The organism is Bacillus sp. SDLI1 (genome assembly GCF_001553895.1).
Taxonomy (GTDB): domain Bacteria; phylum Bacillota; class Bacilli; order Bacillales; family Bacillaceae; genus Bacillus; species Bacillus siamensis.
Window position 1 is genome coordinate 4,017,983 of record NZ_CP013950.1, and the last position, 17,828, is coordinate 4,035,810.

General features: G+C 40.2%; 19 protein-coding genes, 1 other RNA gene, 2 pseudogenes and 1 riboswitch. Of the genes and pseudogenes, 17 read left to right on the top strand and 5 right to left on the bottom strand.

The window, feature by feature from the left end:
* Nucleotides 1-49: 49 nt before the first annotated feature.
* From AUL54_RS21295 to AUL54_RS19645, 6 genes and pseudogenes are all read left to right on the top strand, one after another.
* Nucleotides 50-157 (top strand): annotated as a pseudogene (locus AUL54_RS21295) (hypothetical protein); the annotation flags it as partial.
* An 83-nt stretch (nt 158-240) separates the two neighbouring features.
* Complete coding sequence (cotD, locus tag AUL54_RS20960; RefSeq protein ID WP_076982573.1) at nt 241-483, top strand: spore coat protein CotD; 243 nt, start codon at nt 241-243, stop codon at nt 481-483.
* An 88-nt stretch (nt 484-571) separates the two neighbouring features.
* A complete protein-coding gene (locus AUL54_RS19630) occupies nt 572-1,120 on the top strand; it encodes an SLOG family protein (protein WP_029575374.1) in 549 nt (182 codons plus the stop codon).
* A gap of 79 nt (nt 1,121-1,199) precedes the next feature.
* On the top strand, nt 1,200-1,499 hold the full coding sequence (gene gpsB / locus AUL54_RS19635; protein WP_003153541.1) for a cell division regulator GpsB: 300 nt from the start codon (nt 1,200-1,202) through the stop codon (nt 1,497-1,499).
* Between the two features lie 55 nt (nt 1,500-1,554).
* An RNA gene (gene rnpB / locus AUL54_RS19640) (RNase P RNA component class B) lies at nt 1,555-1,936 on the top strand.
* A gap of 97 nt (nt 1,937-2,033) precedes the next feature.
* The gene (locus AUL54_RS19645) at nt 2,034-3,200 is read left to right on the top strand and encodes a THUMP domain-containing class I SAM-dependent RNA methyltransferase (protein WP_060965139.1); all 1,167 of its coding nucleotides are present in this window, start codon (nt 2,034-2,036) and stop codon (nt 3,198-3,200) included.
* A gap of 39 nt (nt 3,201-3,239) precedes the next feature.
* On the opposite strand, the gene AUL54_RS20965 is transcribed toward AUL54_RS19645, so the two are convergent.
* Nucleotides 3,240-3,392: a YpzG family protein gene (locus AUL54_RS20965; RefSeq protein ID WP_003153548.1), complete on the bottom strand. Its 153-nt coding sequence runs from the start codon at nt 3,390-3,392 to the stop codon at nt 3,240-3,242.
* A 165-nt stretch (nt 3,393-3,557) separates the two neighbouring features.
* Here AUL54_RS20965 and AUL54_RS19650 point away from each other — a divergent pair, with 165 nt between their 5' ends.
* From AUL54_RS19650 to AUL54_RS19670, 5 genes and pseudogenes are all read left to right on the top strand, one after another.
* Nucleotides 3,558-3,749, top strand: coding sequence for a hypothetical protein (locus tag AUL54_RS19650; protein ID WP_060964923.1), 192 nt, complete (start codon nt 3,558-3,560; stop codon nt 3,747-3,749).
* Nucleotides 3,750-3,851: 102 nt separating this feature from the next.
* Nucleotides 3,852-5,771: an ATP-dependent DNA helicase gene (locus tag AUL54_RS19655; RefSeq protein WP_060964924.1), complete on the top strand. Its 1,920-nt coding sequence runs from the start codon at nt 3,852-3,854 to the stop codon at nt 5,769-5,771.
* 119 nt (nt 5,772-5,890) lie between these two features.
* Nucleotides 5,891-7,393 (top strand): carboxypeptidase M32, encoded by a 1,503-nt coding sequence (locus AUL54_RS19660; protein ID WP_047475751.1) that lies wholly within the window; start codon nt 5,891-5,893, stop codon nt 7,391-7,393.
* Between the two features lie 129 nt (nt 7,394-7,522).
* A riboswitch (purine riboswitch) is annotated at nt 7,523-7,622 on the top strand.
* 98 nt (nt 7,623-7,720) lie between these two features.
* Nucleotides 7,721-8,305, top strand: a complete 585-nt coding sequence (gene xpt, locus AUL54_RS19665) for a xanthine phosphoribosyltransferase (protein WP_060964925.1) — start codon at nt 7,721-7,723, stop codon at nt 8,303-8,305.
* Nucleotides 8,302-8,700 (top strand): annotated as a pseudogene (locus AUL54_RS19670) (solute carrier family 23 protein); the annotation flags it as partial. The gene xpt and the pseudogene AUL54_RS19670, both read left to right, overlap by 4 nt.
* A gap of 19 nt (nt 8,701-8,719) precedes the next feature.
* Here the strand turns inward: AUL54_RS19670 and AUL54_RS19675 are convergent.
* A complete protein-coding gene (locus AUL54_RS19675) occupies nt 8,720-10,261 on the bottom strand; it encodes a recombinase family protein (RefSeq protein ID WP_060964927.1) in 1,542 nt (513 codons plus the stop codon).
* Between the two features lie 249 nt (nt 10,262-10,510).
* A complete protein-coding gene (locus AUL54_RS19680; RefSeq protein WP_060964928.1) occupies nt 10,511-11,491 on the bottom strand; it encodes a thermonuclease family protein in 981 nt (326 codons plus the stop codon).
* A 263-nt stretch (nt 11,492-11,754) separates the two neighbouring features.
* On the opposite strand from AUL54_RS19680, the gene AUL54_RS19685 reads away from it, so the two are divergent.
* A complete protein-coding gene (locus AUL54_RS19685) occupies nt 11,755-12,189 on the top strand; it encodes an SMI1/KNR4 family protein (RefSeq protein WP_076982859.1) in 435 nt (144 codons plus the stop codon).
* 45 nt (nt 12,190-12,234) lie between these two features.
* Here AUL54_RS19685 and AUL54_RS19690 read toward each other — a convergent pair whose 3' ends face one another.
* Entirely contained in the window at nt 12,235-13,248 is a 1,014-nt protein-coding gene (locus AUL54_RS19690; RefSeq protein WP_235588383.1) for a hypothetical protein, read from the bottom strand.
* 266 nt (nt 13,249-13,514) lie between these two features.
* On the opposite strand from AUL54_RS19690, the gene AUL54_RS19695 reads away from it, so the two are divergent.
* The 4 genes from AUL54_RS19695 to AUL54_RS19710 are packed head-to-tail and all read left to right on the top strand — an operon-like array spanning nt 13,515 to nt 16,864.
* Nucleotides 13,515-15,401: a T7SS effector LXG polymorphic toxin gene (locus AUL54_RS19695; protein WP_060964929.1), complete on the top strand. Its 1,887-nt coding sequence runs from the start codon at nt 13,515-13,517 to the stop codon at nt 15,399-15,401.
* 12 nt (nt 15,402-15,413) lie between these two features.
* Complete coding sequence (locus AUL54_RS19700) at nt 15,414-15,872, top strand: YrhA family protein (RefSeq protein ID WP_060964930.1); 459 nt, start codon at nt 15,414-15,416, stop codon at nt 15,870-15,872.
* 25 nt (nt 15,873-15,897) lie between these two features.
* Nucleotides 15,898-16,386: an SMI1/KNR4 family protein gene (locus AUL54_RS19705; protein ID WP_060964931.1), complete on the top strand. Its 489-nt coding sequence runs from the start codon at nt 15,898-15,900 to the stop codon at nt 16,384-16,386.
* Nucleotides 16,376-16,864, top strand: a complete 489-nt coding sequence (locus tag AUL54_RS19710; RefSeq protein WP_045208009.1) for an antitoxin YezG family protein — start codon at nt 16,376-16,378, stop codon at nt 16,862-16,864. Before AUL54_RS19705 ends, AUL54_RS19710 begins: the two co-directional genes overlap by 11 nt.
* Nucleotides 16,865-17,271: 407 nt before the next feature.
* Here AUL54_RS19710 and AUL54_RS20970 read toward each other — a convergent pair whose 3' ends face one another.
* Nucleotides 17,272-17,361, bottom strand: a complete 90-nt coding sequence (locus tag AUL54_RS20970) for a putative holin-like toxin (RefSeq protein WP_076982784.1) — start codon at nt 17,359-17,361, stop codon at nt 17,272-17,274.
* A gap of 235 nt (nt 17,362-17,596) precedes the next feature.
* Between AUL54_RS20970 and AUL54_RS19715 the strand changes: the two genes are divergently transcribed.
* The gene (locus tag AUL54_RS19715; protein WP_021493638.1) at nt 17,597-17,800 is read left to right on the top strand and encodes a hypothetical protein; all 204 of its coding nucleotides are present in this window, start codon (nt 17,597-17,599) and stop codon (nt 17,798-17,800) included.
* Nucleotides 17,801-17,828 lie beyond the last annotated feature (28 nt).

The window sequence follows — 17,828 nt, forward strand, 5'->3', positions numbered from 1 at the left end:
TGTTGTAGAATGGTGCCGCATCCTGTAAAATAGCGTTAGTTATTTATAGGGGAGAGTTGGTATGTATAAAGGTGTTTTTTACTTGTTCTTTGTCGTGGTTTTTTTGATTGCGTTTGTATTTTCGAATTTTAAAGACAGTCTGCTGATGCACTTCTAAATTGGGTGATTGAATTAGAACATGCACCCGCTTATCTTCATAACCTAACAGTGTAATAAAAGTTAATGGAGAGGGGATTTAGCATGTTTCATCATCATCATCATTGCTGCAGACCAAACGTAATGCCGCCGATTGTTCATCCGACTAATTGCTGTGAACACCATTGTTTTACTAACACGGTTGTGCCGCATATTCATCCGCAACATACAACTAACGTAAATCACCACAACTTTGAGCACGTTCATTACTTTCCGCACACTTTTTCAAATGTTGACCCGACAACTCACCAGCATTTTCAGTGCGGAAGCCCTTGCTGCGATCATTAGTATTGAACGTTTAAGCATGGTCGGTAAGGATATCAGCAAATCAAAATGGGGCCCGATGGGAGCCCCATTTTTTAAAGCAGGTGATCAATTGAAAGTATTAGCCGTAACGGGGTACAAGCCGTTTGAACTCGGTATCTTTAAACATGATGACCGGGCGCTCGTTTATATAAAAAAGGCGATAGAAGCCAGACTCAGAAGCTTTCTTGACGAAGGCTTGGAATGGATTCTCATATCGGGACAGCTGGGGACGGAACTATGGGCGGCAGAAACGGCGTACGATCTCAGGGAAGAGTATCCGGAATTAAAGGTTGCTGTAATCACGCCGTTCTACGGCCAGGAAGAAAAGTGGAAGGAACCGAATAAAGAAATGTATGAATCTGTGCTTGCACAGGCAGATTATGAGGAGAGCCTGACGCATCGGCCATATGAAAGCCCGCTTCAATTCCGGCAGAAAAACGCGTTTTTTATTGAAAAGTCAGATGCGCTTTTGCTTTTATATGATCCTGAAATGGAAGGATCGCCGAAATATATGCTGCAGCAGGCGGAAAAACGCCGTGAAAAAGACGGTTATCCGATTTATTCGATTACGATGGACGATCTCCGGGCTGCCGTTGAAGAAGAAGACTTCTTTACATAACATGTCAGAGAACATTTGACAACGGGACGTGTTTCTGAATAAAATATAACATGATGATTCACGATACGAGGTGAAAAAGATGCTTGCTGATAAAGTAAAGCTTTCTGCGAAAGACATTTTGGAAAAAGAATTTAAAACAGGCGTTAGAGGTTACAGACAAGAAGACGTTGACAAATTTTTAGATATGATTATTAAGGATTATGAAACCTTCCATCAAGAAATTGAAGAACTTCAGCAGGAAAATCTGCAGCTGAAAAAACAGCTTGAAGAAGCAAGCAAAAAACAGCCGGTGCAGTCGAATACGACCAACTTTGACATTCTGAAAAGGCTGTCCAACCTTGAGAAACATGTATTCGGCAGCAAGCTTTACGACGAATAAGACAGATGCACTTGTCAAATGAGACAAGTTGCTTTATAATGAACAAGTGTTCTTAACGTTCGGGTAATCGCTGCAGATCTTTGAATCTGTAGAGGAAAGTCCATGCTCGCACGGTGCTGAGATGCCCGTAGTGTTCGTGCCTAGCGAAGAAATAAGCTAGGGCAGCCTTGATAGGCTGACGGCAGGAAAAAAGCCTAAGTCTCCGGATATGGCTGAGTATCCTTGAAAGTGCCACAGTGACGAAGTCTCATCAGAAATGTTGAGAGTGGAACGCGGTAAACCCCTCGAGCGAGAAACCCAAATTTTGGTAGGGGAACCTTCTTGAAGGAACTGAACAGATAGAAGGACAGAATGCTTTCTGTAGATAGATGATTGCCGCCCGAGTACGAGGTGATGAGCCGATTGCAGTACGACGGAACAAAACATGGCTTACAGAACGTTAAACATTTATTGATATGACAAATTAGAGCTCTCCTTTAAAGGGGAGCTTTTATCTTGAATGAAACGAAAGCTGAAAAGAGACAGGGTGATACGATGAAGAAGTACACACTAATCGCGACGGCGCCGATGGGAATTGAAGCGATTGTCGCCAAAGAAGTGCGTGATTTAGGGTATGAATGCAAAGTAGACAACGGAAAAGTCATTTTTGAAGGGGACGCGCTTGCGATCTGCCGCGCTAACTTATGGCTGCGGACGGCTGACCGCATCAAAGTACAGGTCGCCGAGTTTCAGGCAAAAACGTTTGATGAGCTGTTTGAAAAAACAAAAGCGATTGACTGGCGCGCATACATTCCGGAAAACGCAAAATTTCCCGTTATCGGAAAGTCCGTGAAATCAGTGCTTGCCAGTGTGCCTGACTGCCAACGGATCGTCAAAAAGGCGATAGCGGAAAAGCTAAAACTGCAATCAAGAAACCAAAATGAATGGATTGAAGAAACGGGTCCCGAGTACAAAGTGGAGATTTCGCTTTTAAAAGATAAAGCCGTCATCACGCTGGATTCATCGGGAACAGGCCTTCATAAACGGGGATACAGGGTTGACCAGGGCGGAGCCCCGATAAAAGAAACGCTCGCTGCCGCTTTAGTTCTGTTAACGAACTGGACGCCTGACCGTCCGTTCGTCGATCCGTTTTGCGGTTCCGGCACGATAGCGATTGAAGCCGCTTTAATCGGGCAAAACATTGCGCCCGGTTTTAATCGTGATTTCGTCTCAGAAGACTGGGAATGGATCGGAAAAGAAGTGTGGGACAAGGCACGTCTTGAAGTAGAAGAAAAGGCGAATTATGATCAGCCGCTGCAAATTTTTGCAAGTGACGTGGATCATCGGATGGTCAACATCGCAAAAGAAAATGCTGAAGAAGCGGGGCTTGGAGACCTGATTGAATGCAAGCAAATGCGGGTGCAGGACTTCACGACGAAACTCGAATTCGGCGTAATCGTCGGAAACCCTCCGTACGGCGAACGGCTCGGCGAAAAAAGGGAAGTCGAGCGGATGTATAAAGAAATGGGCCGGGCATTTGAATCTCTTGATACATGGTCTATCTACATGTTAACGTCAAATGAACAATTTGAAGAGGTTTACGGAAGAAAAGCGACAAAAAAACGCAAGCTCTTTAACGGTTTTATCAAAACGGATTATTATCAGTACTGGGCTAAAGTGCGGCCGCAGCGGAAAAAGCCGCAACAAAGAGAAGACGCCTGAAACAGCGTCTTCTCCGGCATCTTTACATTTATTCTGCCATTACCAGCGGTGCGCTTTTGCATTGCTCCGTAAAATAATGTTGGTCTGGGACATTTCGGTGTGGCCGTTCACCTGTGATTTAGAGCGTTTCGGCCGTGTCCAATTGTGATGAAACAATTCAGAATGCTGATCTAATCGATCTTTATAACTCATGTAACCATCACTCCCGGATAGAATAAATTTGTGAAGATGGATATTCGATCGAATATCTGTTGTAGTTTGTGCAGGTCATGTGCCAATCATTCAGGAAGGCATGTATAGAAAGTGAAGCATCGGCATAGAATGATGATTATTTCTATTTGAGAGGTGATCTATTTTATGCTGAACAGCGAGCACTTCAGTAAGATACAAAAGGCGCTAGCCGCAACTTCTTCCCAGCTGCAGGAAGTTGGAGAGGAGTTCGATCCTTCCGCCATGACTCACGCACAGGAAGATCTTGAAAATGCAGTAAAACATACACATTCAACAGACCATCCCTTTTTATGTTTGCATATCTTTAATCGGAAATGAAAATCAAAAAACTTGGCGCGGCCAAGTTTTTTTGTTGTATTAAGAAGGGTTAAATGATATTATAGATGGTCTGAATGCCGAATAGTTAGGGGTTGGAGTTGGGTGACAACATCACGTTTGCCTTTTGCTTTAACAAAAGAAAAGAATTTTTACGAAGAATTGAACAATTGGATTGGTGACGTGTTTTACGATATCCTTCCCGAAAAAGGCTTTGACCTTCGGGATGAGCAGGTATTTATGGCGTTTCAGCTTGAACGGGCATTTAAAGAAAAAAAGGTCATGTTCGCTGAGGCAGGAGTCGGTACGGGGAAAACGCTGGTGTATCTGCTGTTTGCCATCAGCTATGCCAGATATACGGGGAAACCGGCGATTATTGCATGTGCCGATGAAACGTTAATTGAACAGCTTGTCAAAAAAGAAGGCGACATATCCAAGCTGACAGAACATTTGGATTTACAGATTGATACTCGGCTGTCAAAATCCCACGAGCAGTACCTGTGTCTGAAAAAGCTTGAAAAAACGATGCAGCGTTCTGATGATGAAAAGTGGCTGGACCTTTATGAGTCGCTGCCTTCATTCGTGCACGAGTCACAAGCGATGCAGCGCTTTTATCCGTACGGAGACCGCAAGCAGTACGCTGATCTGACGAATGAAGAGTGGTCAAGCGTAAGCTATGATTCCTTCCAGGATTGTTTAACATGTGATATGAGACATAGATGCGGTTTAACACTTTCAAGAGATCATTACAGAAAATCAACGGACCTGATCGTTTGCTCCCATGATTTTTACATGGAACATGTATGGACGGAAGAATCACGCAAGAGGGAAGGGCAGCTGCCGCTTTTGCCGGATCACAGCGCCGTCGTGTTTGACGAAGGGCACCTTCTGGAATTCGCCGCGCAAAAAGCGTTAACCTATCGCGTGAAGCAATCGACGCTTGAGCTGTTTTTAGAGCGCCTGCTTCAAAATGACATCAGAGAAGAATTTGCCGAACTGATTGAAGATTCCCTTGCTGCAAACGATGAGTTTTTCTACGTGCTTTCAGAGGAATCGAAGGAAATCGCCGGTTCTCACCGATTGGACATCCAAAACGACCAGCGCGTGAAGCGTGCGGCTGATGAACTGTGCCGTCTGCTCGATAAAATCGGCGAAGCGCTGGTATTTGAATCGGAAATGTATACGATCGATAAGTACGAGCTGTCAGTCGTAGAAGAATACGTCGAACAAATGACATATTCACTTTCACTGTATCAAAAGGACGCCATCAGCTGGCTTGAAACGCAGGATACGGACTCAACATTTGTCGTTATGCCGAGAACTGTAGCCGAAGTGCTTGGAGAAAAGGTCTTCTCTAAAAAGATCCCTTATATTTTCTCATCAGCCACTCTTTCTGAGGGCGGTTCATTTGATTATATTGCAGACAGTCTCGGAATCCGCGATCCTTTATCCTTTACTGTTGAGTCACCGTACGATTACGAGGAGCAAATGTCTGTTTCTCTTCACGGTGATATGACGTCTGAGCAGAAAACAGTCCGAACGATTGATACGATTAAGGAGAATGAAGGCCGAACCCTCGTTCTTTTCCCTTCCTTTGAAGACATGAAGGAATTTAAAGAACAGGCTGCCGCATGGGAGCTGCCGTATCCGATATATTACGAAGGTGACGAAGAGATCAGTAATCTGGTCGAAAAATTCCAGCGGGATGAAAAATCCGTGCTTTGTTCCGTCCACTTATGGGAAGGTCTTGACATTCCGGGTGACTCGCTTCGAAATGTGACCATTTGGGCATTGCCGTATCCGCCTCATGATCCTGTGTTTACCGCGAAGCGGAACGGAGCGAAAAAAGATCCGTTTGAGGAAGTTGATCTGCCGTACATGCTGCTGAGAGTCCGGCAGGGAATCGGCCGCCTGATCCGCTCCAATCAGGACAGCGGAACCATATCTATTTATGCGGGCGGAGAAAGTGAACGGGTCTTGTCCGAGATCAAAAAGGTCTTGCCTGTTACACCAAAAATCGTATAAAAACAAATGCTGCAGGATTTTTATCCTGCGGCTTTTTTAAATTCTGGAAAACCAACAAGTTGACTTTATCACAGCGTTCCATTAGCCTGTAATTGATAGTGAAAAGGGAGGGAACCGATATGGATATACATACATATGAAAAAGAGTTTTTTGATCTGTTAAAAAGAGTATCCCATTATGAAGAAGCCATTGCGCTTATGCATTGGGACTCAAGAACGGGAGCCCCGAAAAAAGGCTCCGATGACCGTGCGGAAAGCATCGGACAGCTGTCGGCTGACGTTTTTCAAATCCAGACATCCGACCGGATGAAAGAGCTGATTGACATCCTTCTCGCGCATGCAAAGGAGCTCTCTGAAGATACAGTGAAAGCGGCGGAACTGGCAAAAAAAGATTATGACCATAATAAAAAAATTCCTGAAGAAGAGTATAAAGAATATGTCATTTTGACATCAAAAGCTGAAACGGCTTGGGAGGAAGCAAGGGCGGCCTCCGATTTCTCCATGTTTGCTCCTTATCTTGAGAAGCTGATTGATTTTAATAAGCGGTTTATATCTTATTGGGGCTATGAGGATCATCCGTACAACGCATTGCTCGATATTTTCGAACCGGGTGTTACGGTAAAGGTGCTGGATCAGCTGTTTTCTGAATTGAAGGAAGCGATCATTCCCTTAGTCAAAAAAGTGACGGCATCCGGCAATAAACCGGACACCGCCTTTATCACAAAAACGTTTCCGAAAGAAAAACAAAGAGATCTCTCCTTGTACTTCTTAAAAGAGCTCGGGTATGAGTTTGACGGCGGCCGCCTGGATGAGACGGTGCATCCGTTTATGACGACAATCAACCGCGGCGATGTGCGGGTGACGACCAGATATGACGAAAACGATTTCCGTACCGCGATTTTCGGAACGATTCATGAATGCGGGCATGCAATCTACGAGCAGAATATTGACGAAGCGCTGAGCGGGACAAATTTATCTGACGGTGCATCCATGGGAATTCATGAATCCCAATCGTTATTTTATGAAAATTTTATCGGCAGAAATCAACATTTCTGGACCGCATATTATGAAAAAATGATTGAGGCTTCGCCTGATCAATTTCAAGATGTAAAAAGAGAGGATTTTGTACGCGCCGTCAACGAGGCGAAACCGTCCTTTATCCGAATTGAAGCGGATGAGCTGACATACCCGCTTCACATTATTATCCGTTATGAAATTGAAAAAGCGATTTTCAGTAATGAAGTGTCAGTGGAGGAACTGCCTGCATTGTGGAATCAAAAATATCATGATTATTTAGGTATTACGCCGCCGTCTGATGCAAAAGGTATTTTGCAGGACGTTCATTGGGCTGGCGGAGATTTCGGTTATTTCCCTTCCTATGCGCTCGGATATATGTATGCGGCTCAGCTGAAGAATACCATGCTTGACGATTTGCCTGAATTTGATCAATTAATCGAACGGGGCGATTTTGAGCCGATCAAACAATGGCTGACAGAAAAGGTTCATCAGCACGGAAGACGCAAACTGCCGCTTGACATTATTAAAGATGCAACGGGAGAAGAGCTGAACGTTCAATACCTCATTGAGTATCTTGTCGGCAAATATTCGAATTTATTTCTATAAACGAAACACCCGGTGTATACCGGGTGTTTTTCTAAACCGAAAAGACGAATAATAGAGATTAATTGTTCGAAAAAAGTTCGTGATTATTAAAATTTCTCTATGCAAAATAAGCGGGTCTTGTTATAATTTGATTAATATCATACGAACACTCATATAATCGCGTGGATATGGCACGCAAGTTTCTACCGGTCACCGTAAATGTCCGACTATGAGTGAGCAATGGAACGGCTTTTATTCGGCCGTTACGTGTAGACATTCGGCATTGCTTGCTCTTTTTATTGAGAGCGGGCAATGCTTTTTTATTTTCTATAAGCGGGGGTAATCATTGTGGAAGCATTAAAACGAAAAATAGAAGAAGACGGAATCGTTCTTTCTGACCAAGTGCTGAAAGTTGATTCTTTTTTAAACCATCAAATTGATCCGGTTCTTATGCAGCAGATCGGCCGTGAATTTGCACGCCGTTTTGAAAAAGACGGTATCACAAAAATCGTCACAATTGAATCTTCGGGCATTGCGCCTGCGGTGATGGCCGGCCTTGAACTCGGCGTTCCCGTCATTTTTGCGAGAAAAAGGAAGTCTCTCACGTTAACGGATGATCTGCTGACGGCGTCCGTTTATTCTTTTACGAAAAAAACAGAAAGTCAGATTGCCGTCTCAGGCAGTCATCTTTCTAAAGATGACCGCGTGTTAATCATTGACGACTTTTTAGCGAACGGACAGGCGGCAGAAGGGCTTTTATCCATCGTAAAACAAGCGGGCGCAGCGGTTTGCGGGATCGGCATTGTCATTGAAAAGTCGTTTCAGCCGGGAAGAGACGGGCTTGTGAAAAAAGGATGCCGTGTCGAATCACTGGCGAGAATTCAATCGCTTAAAGACGGAAAAGTGACATTTGTACAGGAGGTCCGTTCATGAAAAACAGCTATGCCAAAACTCTTTCCCTCGGTATCCAGCATGTCCTTGCCATGTATGCCGGCGCCGTTGTCGTTCCCTTAATTGTAGGAGCGGCGCTGGGACTGAATGCAGAACAGCTGACATATCTCGTTTCAATTGACATTTTTATGTGCGGGGCGGCTACGCTGCTTCAAGTATGGAGGAATAAATGTTTCGGCATCGGCCTGCCCGTTGTGCTCGGCTGTACGTTTACCGCGGTGGCGCCGATTATTTCCATCGGCAAGGAATACGGGATTTCTGCCATTTACGGAAGCATTTTGGCATCGGGTCTGCTTGTCATTCTGCTGTCTTTTTTCTTCGGCAAGCTTGTCGCCTTTTTTCCGCCCGTTGTAACCGGATCTGTCGTAAGAATTATTGATTGAGTACGACGCAAACCTAGTTATAGTAGACCTTGATATTCAAATTCTTCGTACCATCTCCCAAATCCTCGACCGTATAGGTTACATGACTAATGAGCATCTTTAGTATTAGGTTTATCTCAGAGTTAGACATCCCGTCAGTAGACTCAATCATCTCCTGCACTTTATGATGACTCCATTTTTCTTTTTTAGTCTCAGCGCTAAGAGCATTTTGAAACTCAGTAGATGCAATTAATTCTGCTAAGTCATTTTCAGCTTTTTGAAGTGTTTCTTGTGAAATTTTCAGCTTTTCTTTGTATTCTGTTTTACTGATGTCCCCATCTAAGTACATTTCTTTTATGCGTTCTATTCTTCCTTTTGCCTTTTTAACAGCTTTTTCTCTTAAATCAATAAGTTGAGTTGTGTAGGAGTCGTCGTTAACATCTTGCTCAGTAGGGGAGAAGAGAGCCTCATTGTATTTTTTTATTTCCTTCATAATTGACTGGAACAATACCTCTTCGTGAATTCCTTTTGTTTGTTCACATTCTTTTGTTCTTTCAGCAGATTTTCGTAAACACTTTCTAACGTGTTTTTTTCTTCCTTTGGGTTGTTCTATAGCTTGAGCTTTATGACAATAAGGACATCTGACAATGCCAGAAAGCCTGTGGGTATTCATATTTAGACGTCTACCAGCCAATTTATATGTTCTAAGTTTTTCTATTCTATTCAGGATTAGTGCATGCTCTTCATCAGTTTTCATGGTTTCATGATGACCTTTTGCAATTAATACTTCATCTAAATTTTTATTTTGAACAATACTGTTGTTGCTTTTGCTTTTCTTGTATTTGCCAAACCATACATAACCCCTATGAAAATCATTGGAGAGAATCTCAGAAACAACTTCTCCGTACCAAATAGAACGGCCGGATGGGGAAGGGACTTTCAGTTCGTTTAACATCTCAGCAATTACTGTACAAGAATGTTCCTCTTCTAAGAACCATTTAATCATCATTCTATATATTTTTTTCTTTTCCTCAACAACTACTGCAGCTTTGAGATTCTTGTCCCACTTATAACCGTATGGAACTGACCCTGAATGCAGTCTGCCTTCTCTTGTGGCATTTTTCTTTCCATTAATCGTTCTCCGTTTTATTGCTCTATATTCACTTCGAGCAATAATTGATTCAAACTCAGAAAGCATTTCGTCGCCTTCGATTGATAAATCATATATTTTTTTGGGTGTAATAAACAATGTCCCACTTTGCTTAAATGCTTCAAGTATCCGTCCGGAATCAATTTGTGACCCTCTAGAGAGTCTGTCCATTGCTACAGCACAAACTGCGTCAAACTCGCCATTTTCAATTCTGGGCAACAACATTGAGAACATTGGTCGTTCATCAATAGTCTCACCTGAGACAACTTCCTCAAACCACTGAACATTTTTAAAGTTCTCTCTTTTTATGAGATATTCTAGCTCATTTCTATGTTTGGCGAGCGTATCTTCTGAATCTCTGTCTTCTCTGGATTTTCTTGAGTAAACTGCTATTTTTGAATTTTCGTGTAACGCCAAGTATTTCATCCTTTCTTCTTATTGTAAGTGTAGTTAGATTATATCATGTGCATTGGAATTTCTTTATAAAATCCTCATTTTAACGAAACATTTTAGATCAGCTTGCTTATTAATCTAATTTAAAGTATCCTAATTGATGTATCATAGGGGTTTAATCAGCCACTATAGACCACAGAGTCCCTCACAGCGCTCTGTGGTTTTTTATTTAGACAGAATATACCCAAATAAAAAAGAAGCCTCAGAGGGCTTCAAAATGGATTAATTCTTCTCACATGCAAAGTTGTCATTATCCCGATCCATCTTAGATGTATAAGCAGGATGAGTGCTTGGTACTCCATGCGGATATTTCTTTCTCAGCTCTGTGCAGTTTGCAAAGTGTTCTGTTCCTCCAGCAGAAGGGGAGGCTTGTACAGAGTTAGAAGAGCTGCTTGATGCTGAACTGCTTGAATGTGAACTGTTTGAGCTCGATTTATGTGTCTCGGATTGGTGTGTTGTAACGGACTTTTGAGCCGGCTTAGATACACTTACTGATTTCTTCGGTTTCGTTGCGCAGCCATTAAATCCTTTATCAGTTGCATAGCCATTCTTACTCCAAATCTTCAAGTCTTTATCTTTAGCAACCTGTTCATCTTTCTTATACGTGTCTAAATACTTCGTGTTTGGCTTATATACATAAGCTACTCGAGCTAATCCTTCTTTAAGCAGTGTTTCTTGTACTGATTTGCCATCCACATAAACGTAAGCCAGCATTCTGCCATACTTGTCTGTACGATCTCCTTTATCAAACTCCAGTTGAAGCTTGCCGTTGTTGACTAGCTGTTTGTTTCTTGCTGAAGCATCCTCACCATATGGTTGTACGCAAGAGTTTGGCTTTTTAGTTTCAGGAGTGTCAACCAGCAAATAACGAACTGTTTTGATTTCGCCTTTATAGTTAACTTTAATTGTGTCTCCGTCAACTGTTCTGTTAAGCGTTACATCGACCAGCTTTTTCTTATTTTCAGATGTCTTTTTATCCGACGAATCCTTCTTTGTAGCATTTTCGGCTTTTTCATTCTTGTCATTATTGCTTTTGTCGTTTGCTTGGGTGTCTGCCTTTGTCTCTTTTGCATTCTTTTCTTCTTGCTGCGTTGTTTTAGCTTTATCTGAATCTGTTTTATCTGTAGAAGCAGAATCAGACCCACACGCAGCCAAAGAAAAGCTTAGAGATAATGCGGCAATACCTAACAACCATTTCTTCATTGTAATTCCCCCAAATTTGTTTGTTATGTCTCTATATCGGACAAACCTTCCTAATTATAAGTATAAAACCAAAGATTGTAAATTCGATTTTGTCATTTTAAAACACTCAAATAAAGTTGTGTGGTAAAATTTAGTGGTCTAAACCTTAGAGGAGGGAAAGTTATATGGAAGAAGGGAAGTTAATTCAAATGACTCTTAATGGAATAAAGGAAGCTGTTTCTAAATACGGAACATTCCCTATGTTTCATCATGGAGGATATGTCATGGAAGATGCTACTTTTCATTTCAAAGATCCTGCTAGTCCTCAAGAAATTAGCGATATAGAACAGAAGCTAGGTGTTACCTTCCCTAATGACTATAAAGAGTTTTTGTTACAGCACAATGGGATGGAAATGTTTGATGGGATTGAAATACTTAGCTTAGAGGGAATCATTGAATATAATGAGGTTCAAGATTTCCCAGAGGGATACGTTTTAATTGGATATCATTTTGATGGAAGATATGTCATAGACACAAACAAATCAAAAAATGGATTAGGTTATATGCTATATCTAGACTCAATTGATGATATTGAAGATGCGATTAACTTAGATTCGAATTTTGAAATATGGTTTGATATGTTAGTGTCTTCTAATGGAACGAAATATTGGGAAGTGAATCCGAATATCCGAGAGTATTATAAACTGGTTTCAGAATAAAAAGACTCCGCATAGGAGTCTTCATCTACACATTCATCTACAATTTTACTTCTTTTTTGTATAAGAAGCCCACCATGGATTTACTTCTTTCCTGTGAAAATTCACATCGATAGGAATTAAATTGCTTGTCTGATTTCCTCCACCGTACTCTCTAGGTAGTTGATGATGAATCTCAAATTTTACCCAAGTTTTTTTGCCGTATTTTTTATCATACCAGTTCCTATATGCTTTGCGTTCTGTAGTTCCCCATTTTACTCTTTTATCGCTAGGCACCCATTTAATAAATGCATTAGGTGGAGCTAATATATTTAATCCTGATTGCTTATCTGTGTAATTGGAGGGGAAAAACATTCCCTTCATATTCGTTAGGTATAATCCTTCAGTCCAGGATATCGTTCTAACAGTTGGTTTTTTCCCTGCCCAAGTAGCAATTGCGCCGCCAGTATACTTCCAAAATGTTGTTTTGTTTACATTAATAAATTGATGAACTTCCGATCCCTTTTTTACTTGAGTCCCTACAAAGGTCTTTCTAATAGTATGGGGGCAAGTAAACTGTTTGTTATAATAGCCACTCTTGCATAAACCCTGATGTACTTCTGCTGACGCAGGAGGAATTCCTACTATTTTTGAAATTTCAACTCCGTGCATCACTTTATTAACTTTTCCACCTAAAAAAGTGTGACTGAAATAGATAATACTTTTTGCTTTTTTCTCAACAGTTTTCCGTTGGTTTTCAGAGGTGACTTGTCCAGATGATGTCTGATTACCATCTTTGTCATAAGCTATATAAGTTTGGTATGAACTTTCAACATCCATTCCTTGTTCCTTAGCGATTTTTTGTAGCTTACTTTCTGATCCGGCTAATTCTCTTTTAGATGAATCGGTGTTTTGCGGTTTTTCATTTACTGTTGAGATACGTTTGTTAAGGTCAATGCCAGTTGCATTATTGTCAGTGATTTCTTTGTTTGCCGTTGCCTTTACATCATGGAGGGGATAGCAAGAGAATAATAAAGAGAGAGCTATTACAACTAACCAAATGCTTTTTGACACATACTTCATAATGGTTTTACACTCCTTTTTCTTCTGTTTAAACCTGTTATGAGTATCTAGGATGTAAATAAATAATATATTTTACAATTAATAACTCCTTTCGTGAGGATAGTATCACCTTTTCCATTTTTTATCAACTTAATTAAGCCTATTTTAAGATTTTGTTAAAGTTCAAATCTCCTAAGAAAGAGACCTTCAACAAAAGGAAGAAGCTCTCCTTACATGTAATTTAATGTGGTAAAATTTAGATAAGATTAAGTGGGAAGGAGACAGATATGAAAGTATTTGAAGCATCCTCGTTAATCTCAGCAGCGGAGAAACGAGCAAAAGAATATGATCAGGTCAGGGAACAATTTATCAATCTCAGAAAAGCATTTCAGGGAATGGCTGATCTAGATGACAGTGAGTTTTCGGGCAAAGGTGCTGATAACATCAAAGCATTCTTTCAAGATCACGCTAGTGTAACAGACAGCTGGCTTGATCTGATCGATATGAAAATTGCGTTTCTAAACAGTATCTCAGGAAAAGTAGCTGATGCAGGATTAGTCAATTCGTTTGTGGAAGAGTCATTTTTAGAACATGAGTTGATTCATGCGAATAATAAATCAAAAGCCATCATGCAAGAGCAGCGGAATGAAATGAGGGATATTCTTAATGAGATAAGCGATATTGTTTATCTTGATGTTTTCTCGACAGAGGATGTCGATCAAAAGCTGGATTCAGCAGACAAGAAACGGGACAATACCATACACAAGCTCGGAAAGCTCGATCATGATCTAACGAAGGAATATGCAGAAACCGAGGCAAATGAACATTTCATTCAGGCTGACTTTCAGCAACTCCAAAATGCCACGGGCAAGGGGAAAGATGCAACACCACTTCACTATAACGCCAAGGCGTACCGTGAAAGCGACATACATAAGAAAAAAGGCGAGATTGCAAGACATTCGGATGCTTATTTGACGATTAAAAAGGAAGAGGCGAAAGAGCGGGAAATCAAGGATCTGAAGAAAAAGCTGGCTGATGGTGTAACCGACCCGGATGAGTATTTGGAAATCGCGAAGAAAATCGGTTATGAAAACCTTGAACCTTCCCAACAGCAATATGTCATTCAGCTTGAACAAGCAAAACAGATGGAAGAAGCCGGAGAAGTGACTTGGGATATTTTAAAAGGTGTAGGCATAGGGGCATATGATATTGTTAAGGATACGGTAGTTGGTGCCAAAGACTTGGCAGTTGGTACTTGGGAATTTTCACAGCTTTCTGATGAGCAGAAGCTATTAAAAATAACTGGCGCCATAATTCAAACACCATCTTATGCTAAAATTATATGGAAAGATCTATCCGATTCATGGAATGATAAAATGGTCAATGGTGATGCCTATTCAAGAGCACACTTTATTACTTATGCTGTGGGAAGCCTTGTTGGATTAAAAGGTGGAGGCTCTATTCTTAAAGGGTCAAGTAAGATAGCGGCAACTGGAGCAACCAAGGTTGATAATGTCTTAGGGGCTGGAGAAAAAGCAGTTACTAAAAGCATAAAGACTGTGATTGATAAAGGGAAAGCCTTCAGTAATTCTTTTTCATTAAATAATAACCAATTAGCATATGCAGGTATCCTTCAGGATATAGAAAACACTCATAATGTTAAAAACACATCAATATTAAAAGAAGCGATAGACGAGAAGAACAGTGTGCTATATAAATCGGCTGGTAGCGATGACTTTATAGGAACACTAAAAGGTGAACAGGTTCTTTTAAAAGATGTTAAAGTTAAGAAAATTAGCTATACAAAGAGAAGCCCAGAAGAAACAGCAATACTTAGAAGAAAGTTCAACAGTTCTATTAAAAAACAATTTTTAAAAGGTCTATCAAATGATCCTAATAAAGTTAAGAAACTTAAGAAGGCCGGCTTAACAGATAAGGATATTGCCCGAATGAAGGATGGGTTAAATCCAAAAGGATATCAAGTTCACCATAAGCTTCCTCTAGATGACGGTGGAACAAACGACTTGGATAACTTGATTCTGATCAAAAATGACCCTTATCATAAAGCAATAACTAATGAGCAAAACTCGTTAACAAAAGGTTTGACACCGGGGCAAACAAAGAAGATTAATTGGCCTATTCCTAATGGTGAGATATATCCAAGCGAGAAATAAGGGGGCAGTTTTATGTGGGTAAATTTATTAGAGGAAATTCGAAAAACTGAAGCAAAGTATGGAGATGAATTAAATTCTCCTGTTACAGATCAAGAAATAAGAAATTTTGAAGAAGCAGTATTAGGTAAGTTCCCTGTAAATGAGCTTCCTTCTGGATATAAAAAATTCCTTCGAACTGTGAATGGATTAGATTTTAATGGCTTGGTAATCTATGGATTGGATCAGGAATTACTGAGAGAAGAAAATGATGAAGAAGTTTATGGTTTTTTTGAAACAAATGAACAGTGGCACGAAAATGATGAGCAGAAAAAATATCTGTTTTTTGGTGACTCAGATACAGCTTGGTATTGTTTAGATGTAATTGAGAATGCATACTTAGAGCTTGATAAACCCTCTGGAACGCTGATGAACAAATTTAATGATTTTAACGCCATGCTAGCTGATGCATTGAAATTTAGCTTAGACAATTAAATAAAAGTAATACAAAGGTGTGGATATGAGTATTGATATGTTAATCAAAAAGATTGCTTCTACATCAGACTGCCGGCTGTTTGAAGTTGACGGTCTCCCGACAATAGACGAGAAGCATCAACTACCAAGAGATGTTAGTGAATTTTATGAGCAATGCGGTGGAGCAGTTTTATATGAAAATGCGGATTATCCAATATATATAGTACGACCAACTGAGTTTAAATTGGCTAATCCCGTTATTGTTGGGGAACTTTGTGAAGAAGACATTTCCTCCGAGTGGTATATTGTTTGTACGGATGGAAAAGGAGAATATCTAACAATTGATTTAAATGAAGATCGTAAAGGTAAGTGTTACGACAGCTTTTTTGATCGACATGGAATTGTTGGTGAAACACAGGTAATAGCCACTTCATTTACTGATTTAATACAGCGACTGCTTGAGAATAAGGGTGAGCACTGGTATTGGTTAAGGGATGATTTTAGTACATTGGGCGATGCATATGATGGAGACTGAGCTAAACAATCTATATAAAGAGATTGCAGAAACAATAAATGAAATGATCCCCGAACAATGGGAAAAGTTTTGGTTTTATGCACAAGTTTCGGAAACAGGAGGAGGAACTTATTTTTATTACAATACTCCTGACGAGCCACAAAATTACAAGTATAGCTTAGAAGTACCTTTTATTTTCACAATTGATGAAGATGACTTTACTGAGAAAAAGAGAAAGTTGTTTGATCTGAGTGAGAAGATGCGAGAAGTATTCAAGGAGAACGATCAAGAATTATGGTATTCGTTTACGCTAAGCCTTGAAAGAACAGGTAAATTAAATATCAGTTTTGATTACACTGATTGGTTCAGCACTGATTATAGCTTCAGTGATCAACACATCATATGGAAACATAAGTATCTAGGCGAGGAACCGTCTGATGTGTCTCTAAAAGGGATAATTGAGAAATATAAAGCTGATTATCCTGAAAACCCGATCTAAGTGGGGATTTTGGAATGAGCATACACGATATCACTGAAAAGATGAACAAATTTAATGATTTTAACGCCATGCTGGCTGATGTATTGAAAGTTAGTTTAGACAACTAAACAAAAGTTTTGCAATTGTATGGGATGATGAAAGAGTAAGCATTCGCAATCAAAATAATGGTTTTATCCATAAACAAATTATTGCAAATTATTTCAATGGTTTCACTTAATGTGTTATAATCAGAACTGTAAGATATTTGATCGGTTACAGTGTATTTCTTTCATAAGAAATGCATAAAATAAAAAGACCAGGGTGTTGGTAGCACCCCGGTTCTGTACAAAAAGCTACCCATCAAAGGGCTTGCTCAGCGGTTATTCGTGATAGACCTGTCCCTTCAGGATTCCAGTCTCAAGGGAGGTCTATTTTTTATTTATATACGTCAACAGGGCAATTATAAACGACCCGAATGCAAGCATTAACATTAATGCCTGAAATGTTGACATAAGCATCACCCCCTTTCGTAGGGGATGAGCAAGACTCCCTTGAGTGAGCATGCTTTAATGTACAGGAATCATTATACACTAATTCCAAATATATGTCTGTGATTATAGGAAACAGATTACCAAGCTGAATCAGTCAATTGAAAAAATTTGATGATTAAGACAATATCATGTAACCTTTATTGTATAAGTGCATCTAGGCTCTTATAATTTTTATTGAAATTAATTAAGGGAGAATCTGGCGTTGGAATTTACTTTAGCTAAACAGGTTTTAAAGTTTTCATTAACAAGTGGCAAAAGGGCAGAAATAAATGTGCCACCAGTGCTCAATAAACAAGACATTAAGATATTAAAAAGCCAATTAAGTGTTATGGAGATGCAAACAAAAATATCTAATGAAGATATGAAAAGAAAAAGGATTAGAAAAACGAAAATAAGCAGGATATAAAAAAATCGCCAGTCATTTGCGTGATCCG

Coding starts and splice junctions, on each gene's coding strand:
- AUL54_RS19710 (WP_045208009.1), top strand. CDS start 16,376: ATGGAGACTGAGCTAAACAATCTATATAAAGAGATTGCAGAAACAATA.
- AUL54_RS20965 (WP_003153548.1), bottom strand. CDS start 3,392: ATGAGTTATAAAGATCGATTAGATCAGCATTCTGAATTGTTTCATCAC.
- AUL54_RS19645 (WP_060965139.1), top strand. CDS start 2,034: ATGAAGAAGTACACACTAATCGCGACGGCGCCGATGGGAATTGAAGCG.
- AUL54_RS19650 (WP_060964923.1), top strand. CDS start 3,558: ATGCTGAACAGCGAGCACTTCAGTAAGATACAAAAGGCGCTAGCCGCA.
- AUL54_RS19680 (WP_060964928.1), bottom strand. CDS start 11,491: ATGAAGAAATGGTTGTTAGGTATTGCCGCATTATCTCTAAGCTTTTCT.
- AUL54_RS19700 (WP_060964930.1), top strand. CDS start 15,414: ATGTGGGTAAATTTATTAGAGGAAATTCGAAAAACTGAAGCAAAGTAT.
- AUL54_RS19675 (WP_060964927.1), bottom strand. CDS start 10,261: ATGAAATACTTGGCGTTACACGAAAATTCAAAAATAGCAGTTTACTCA.
- cotD (WP_076982573.1), top strand. CDS start 241: ATGTTTCATCATCATCATCATTGCTGCAGACCAAACGTAATGCCGCCG.
- gpsB (WP_003153541.1), top strand. CDS start 1,200: ATGCTTGCTGATAAAGTAAAGCTTTCTGCGAAAGACATTTTGGAAAAA.
- AUL54_RS19685 (WP_076982859.1), top strand. CDS start 11,755: ATGGAAGATGCTACTTTTCATTTCAAAGATCCTGCTAGTCCTCAAGAA.
- AUL54_RS19695 (WP_060964929.1), top strand. CDS start 13,515: ATGAAAGTATTTGAAGCATCCTCGTTAATCTCAGCAGCGGAGAAACGA.
- AUL54_RS19660 (WP_047475751.1), top strand. CDS start 5,891: ATGGATATACATACATATGAAAAAGAGTTTTTTGATCTGTTAAAAAGA.
- AUL54_RS19705 (WP_060964931.1), top strand. CDS start 15,898: ATGAGTATTGATATGTTAATCAAAAAGATTGCTTCTACATCAGACTGC.
- AUL54_RS19690 (WP_235588383.1), bottom strand. CDS start 13,248: ATGAAGTATGTGTCAAAAAGCATTTGGTTAGTTGTAATAGCTCTCTCT.
- AUL54_RS20970 (WP_076982784.1), bottom strand. CDS start 17,361: ATGCTTATGTCAACATTTCAGGCATTAATGTTAATGCTTGCATTCGGG.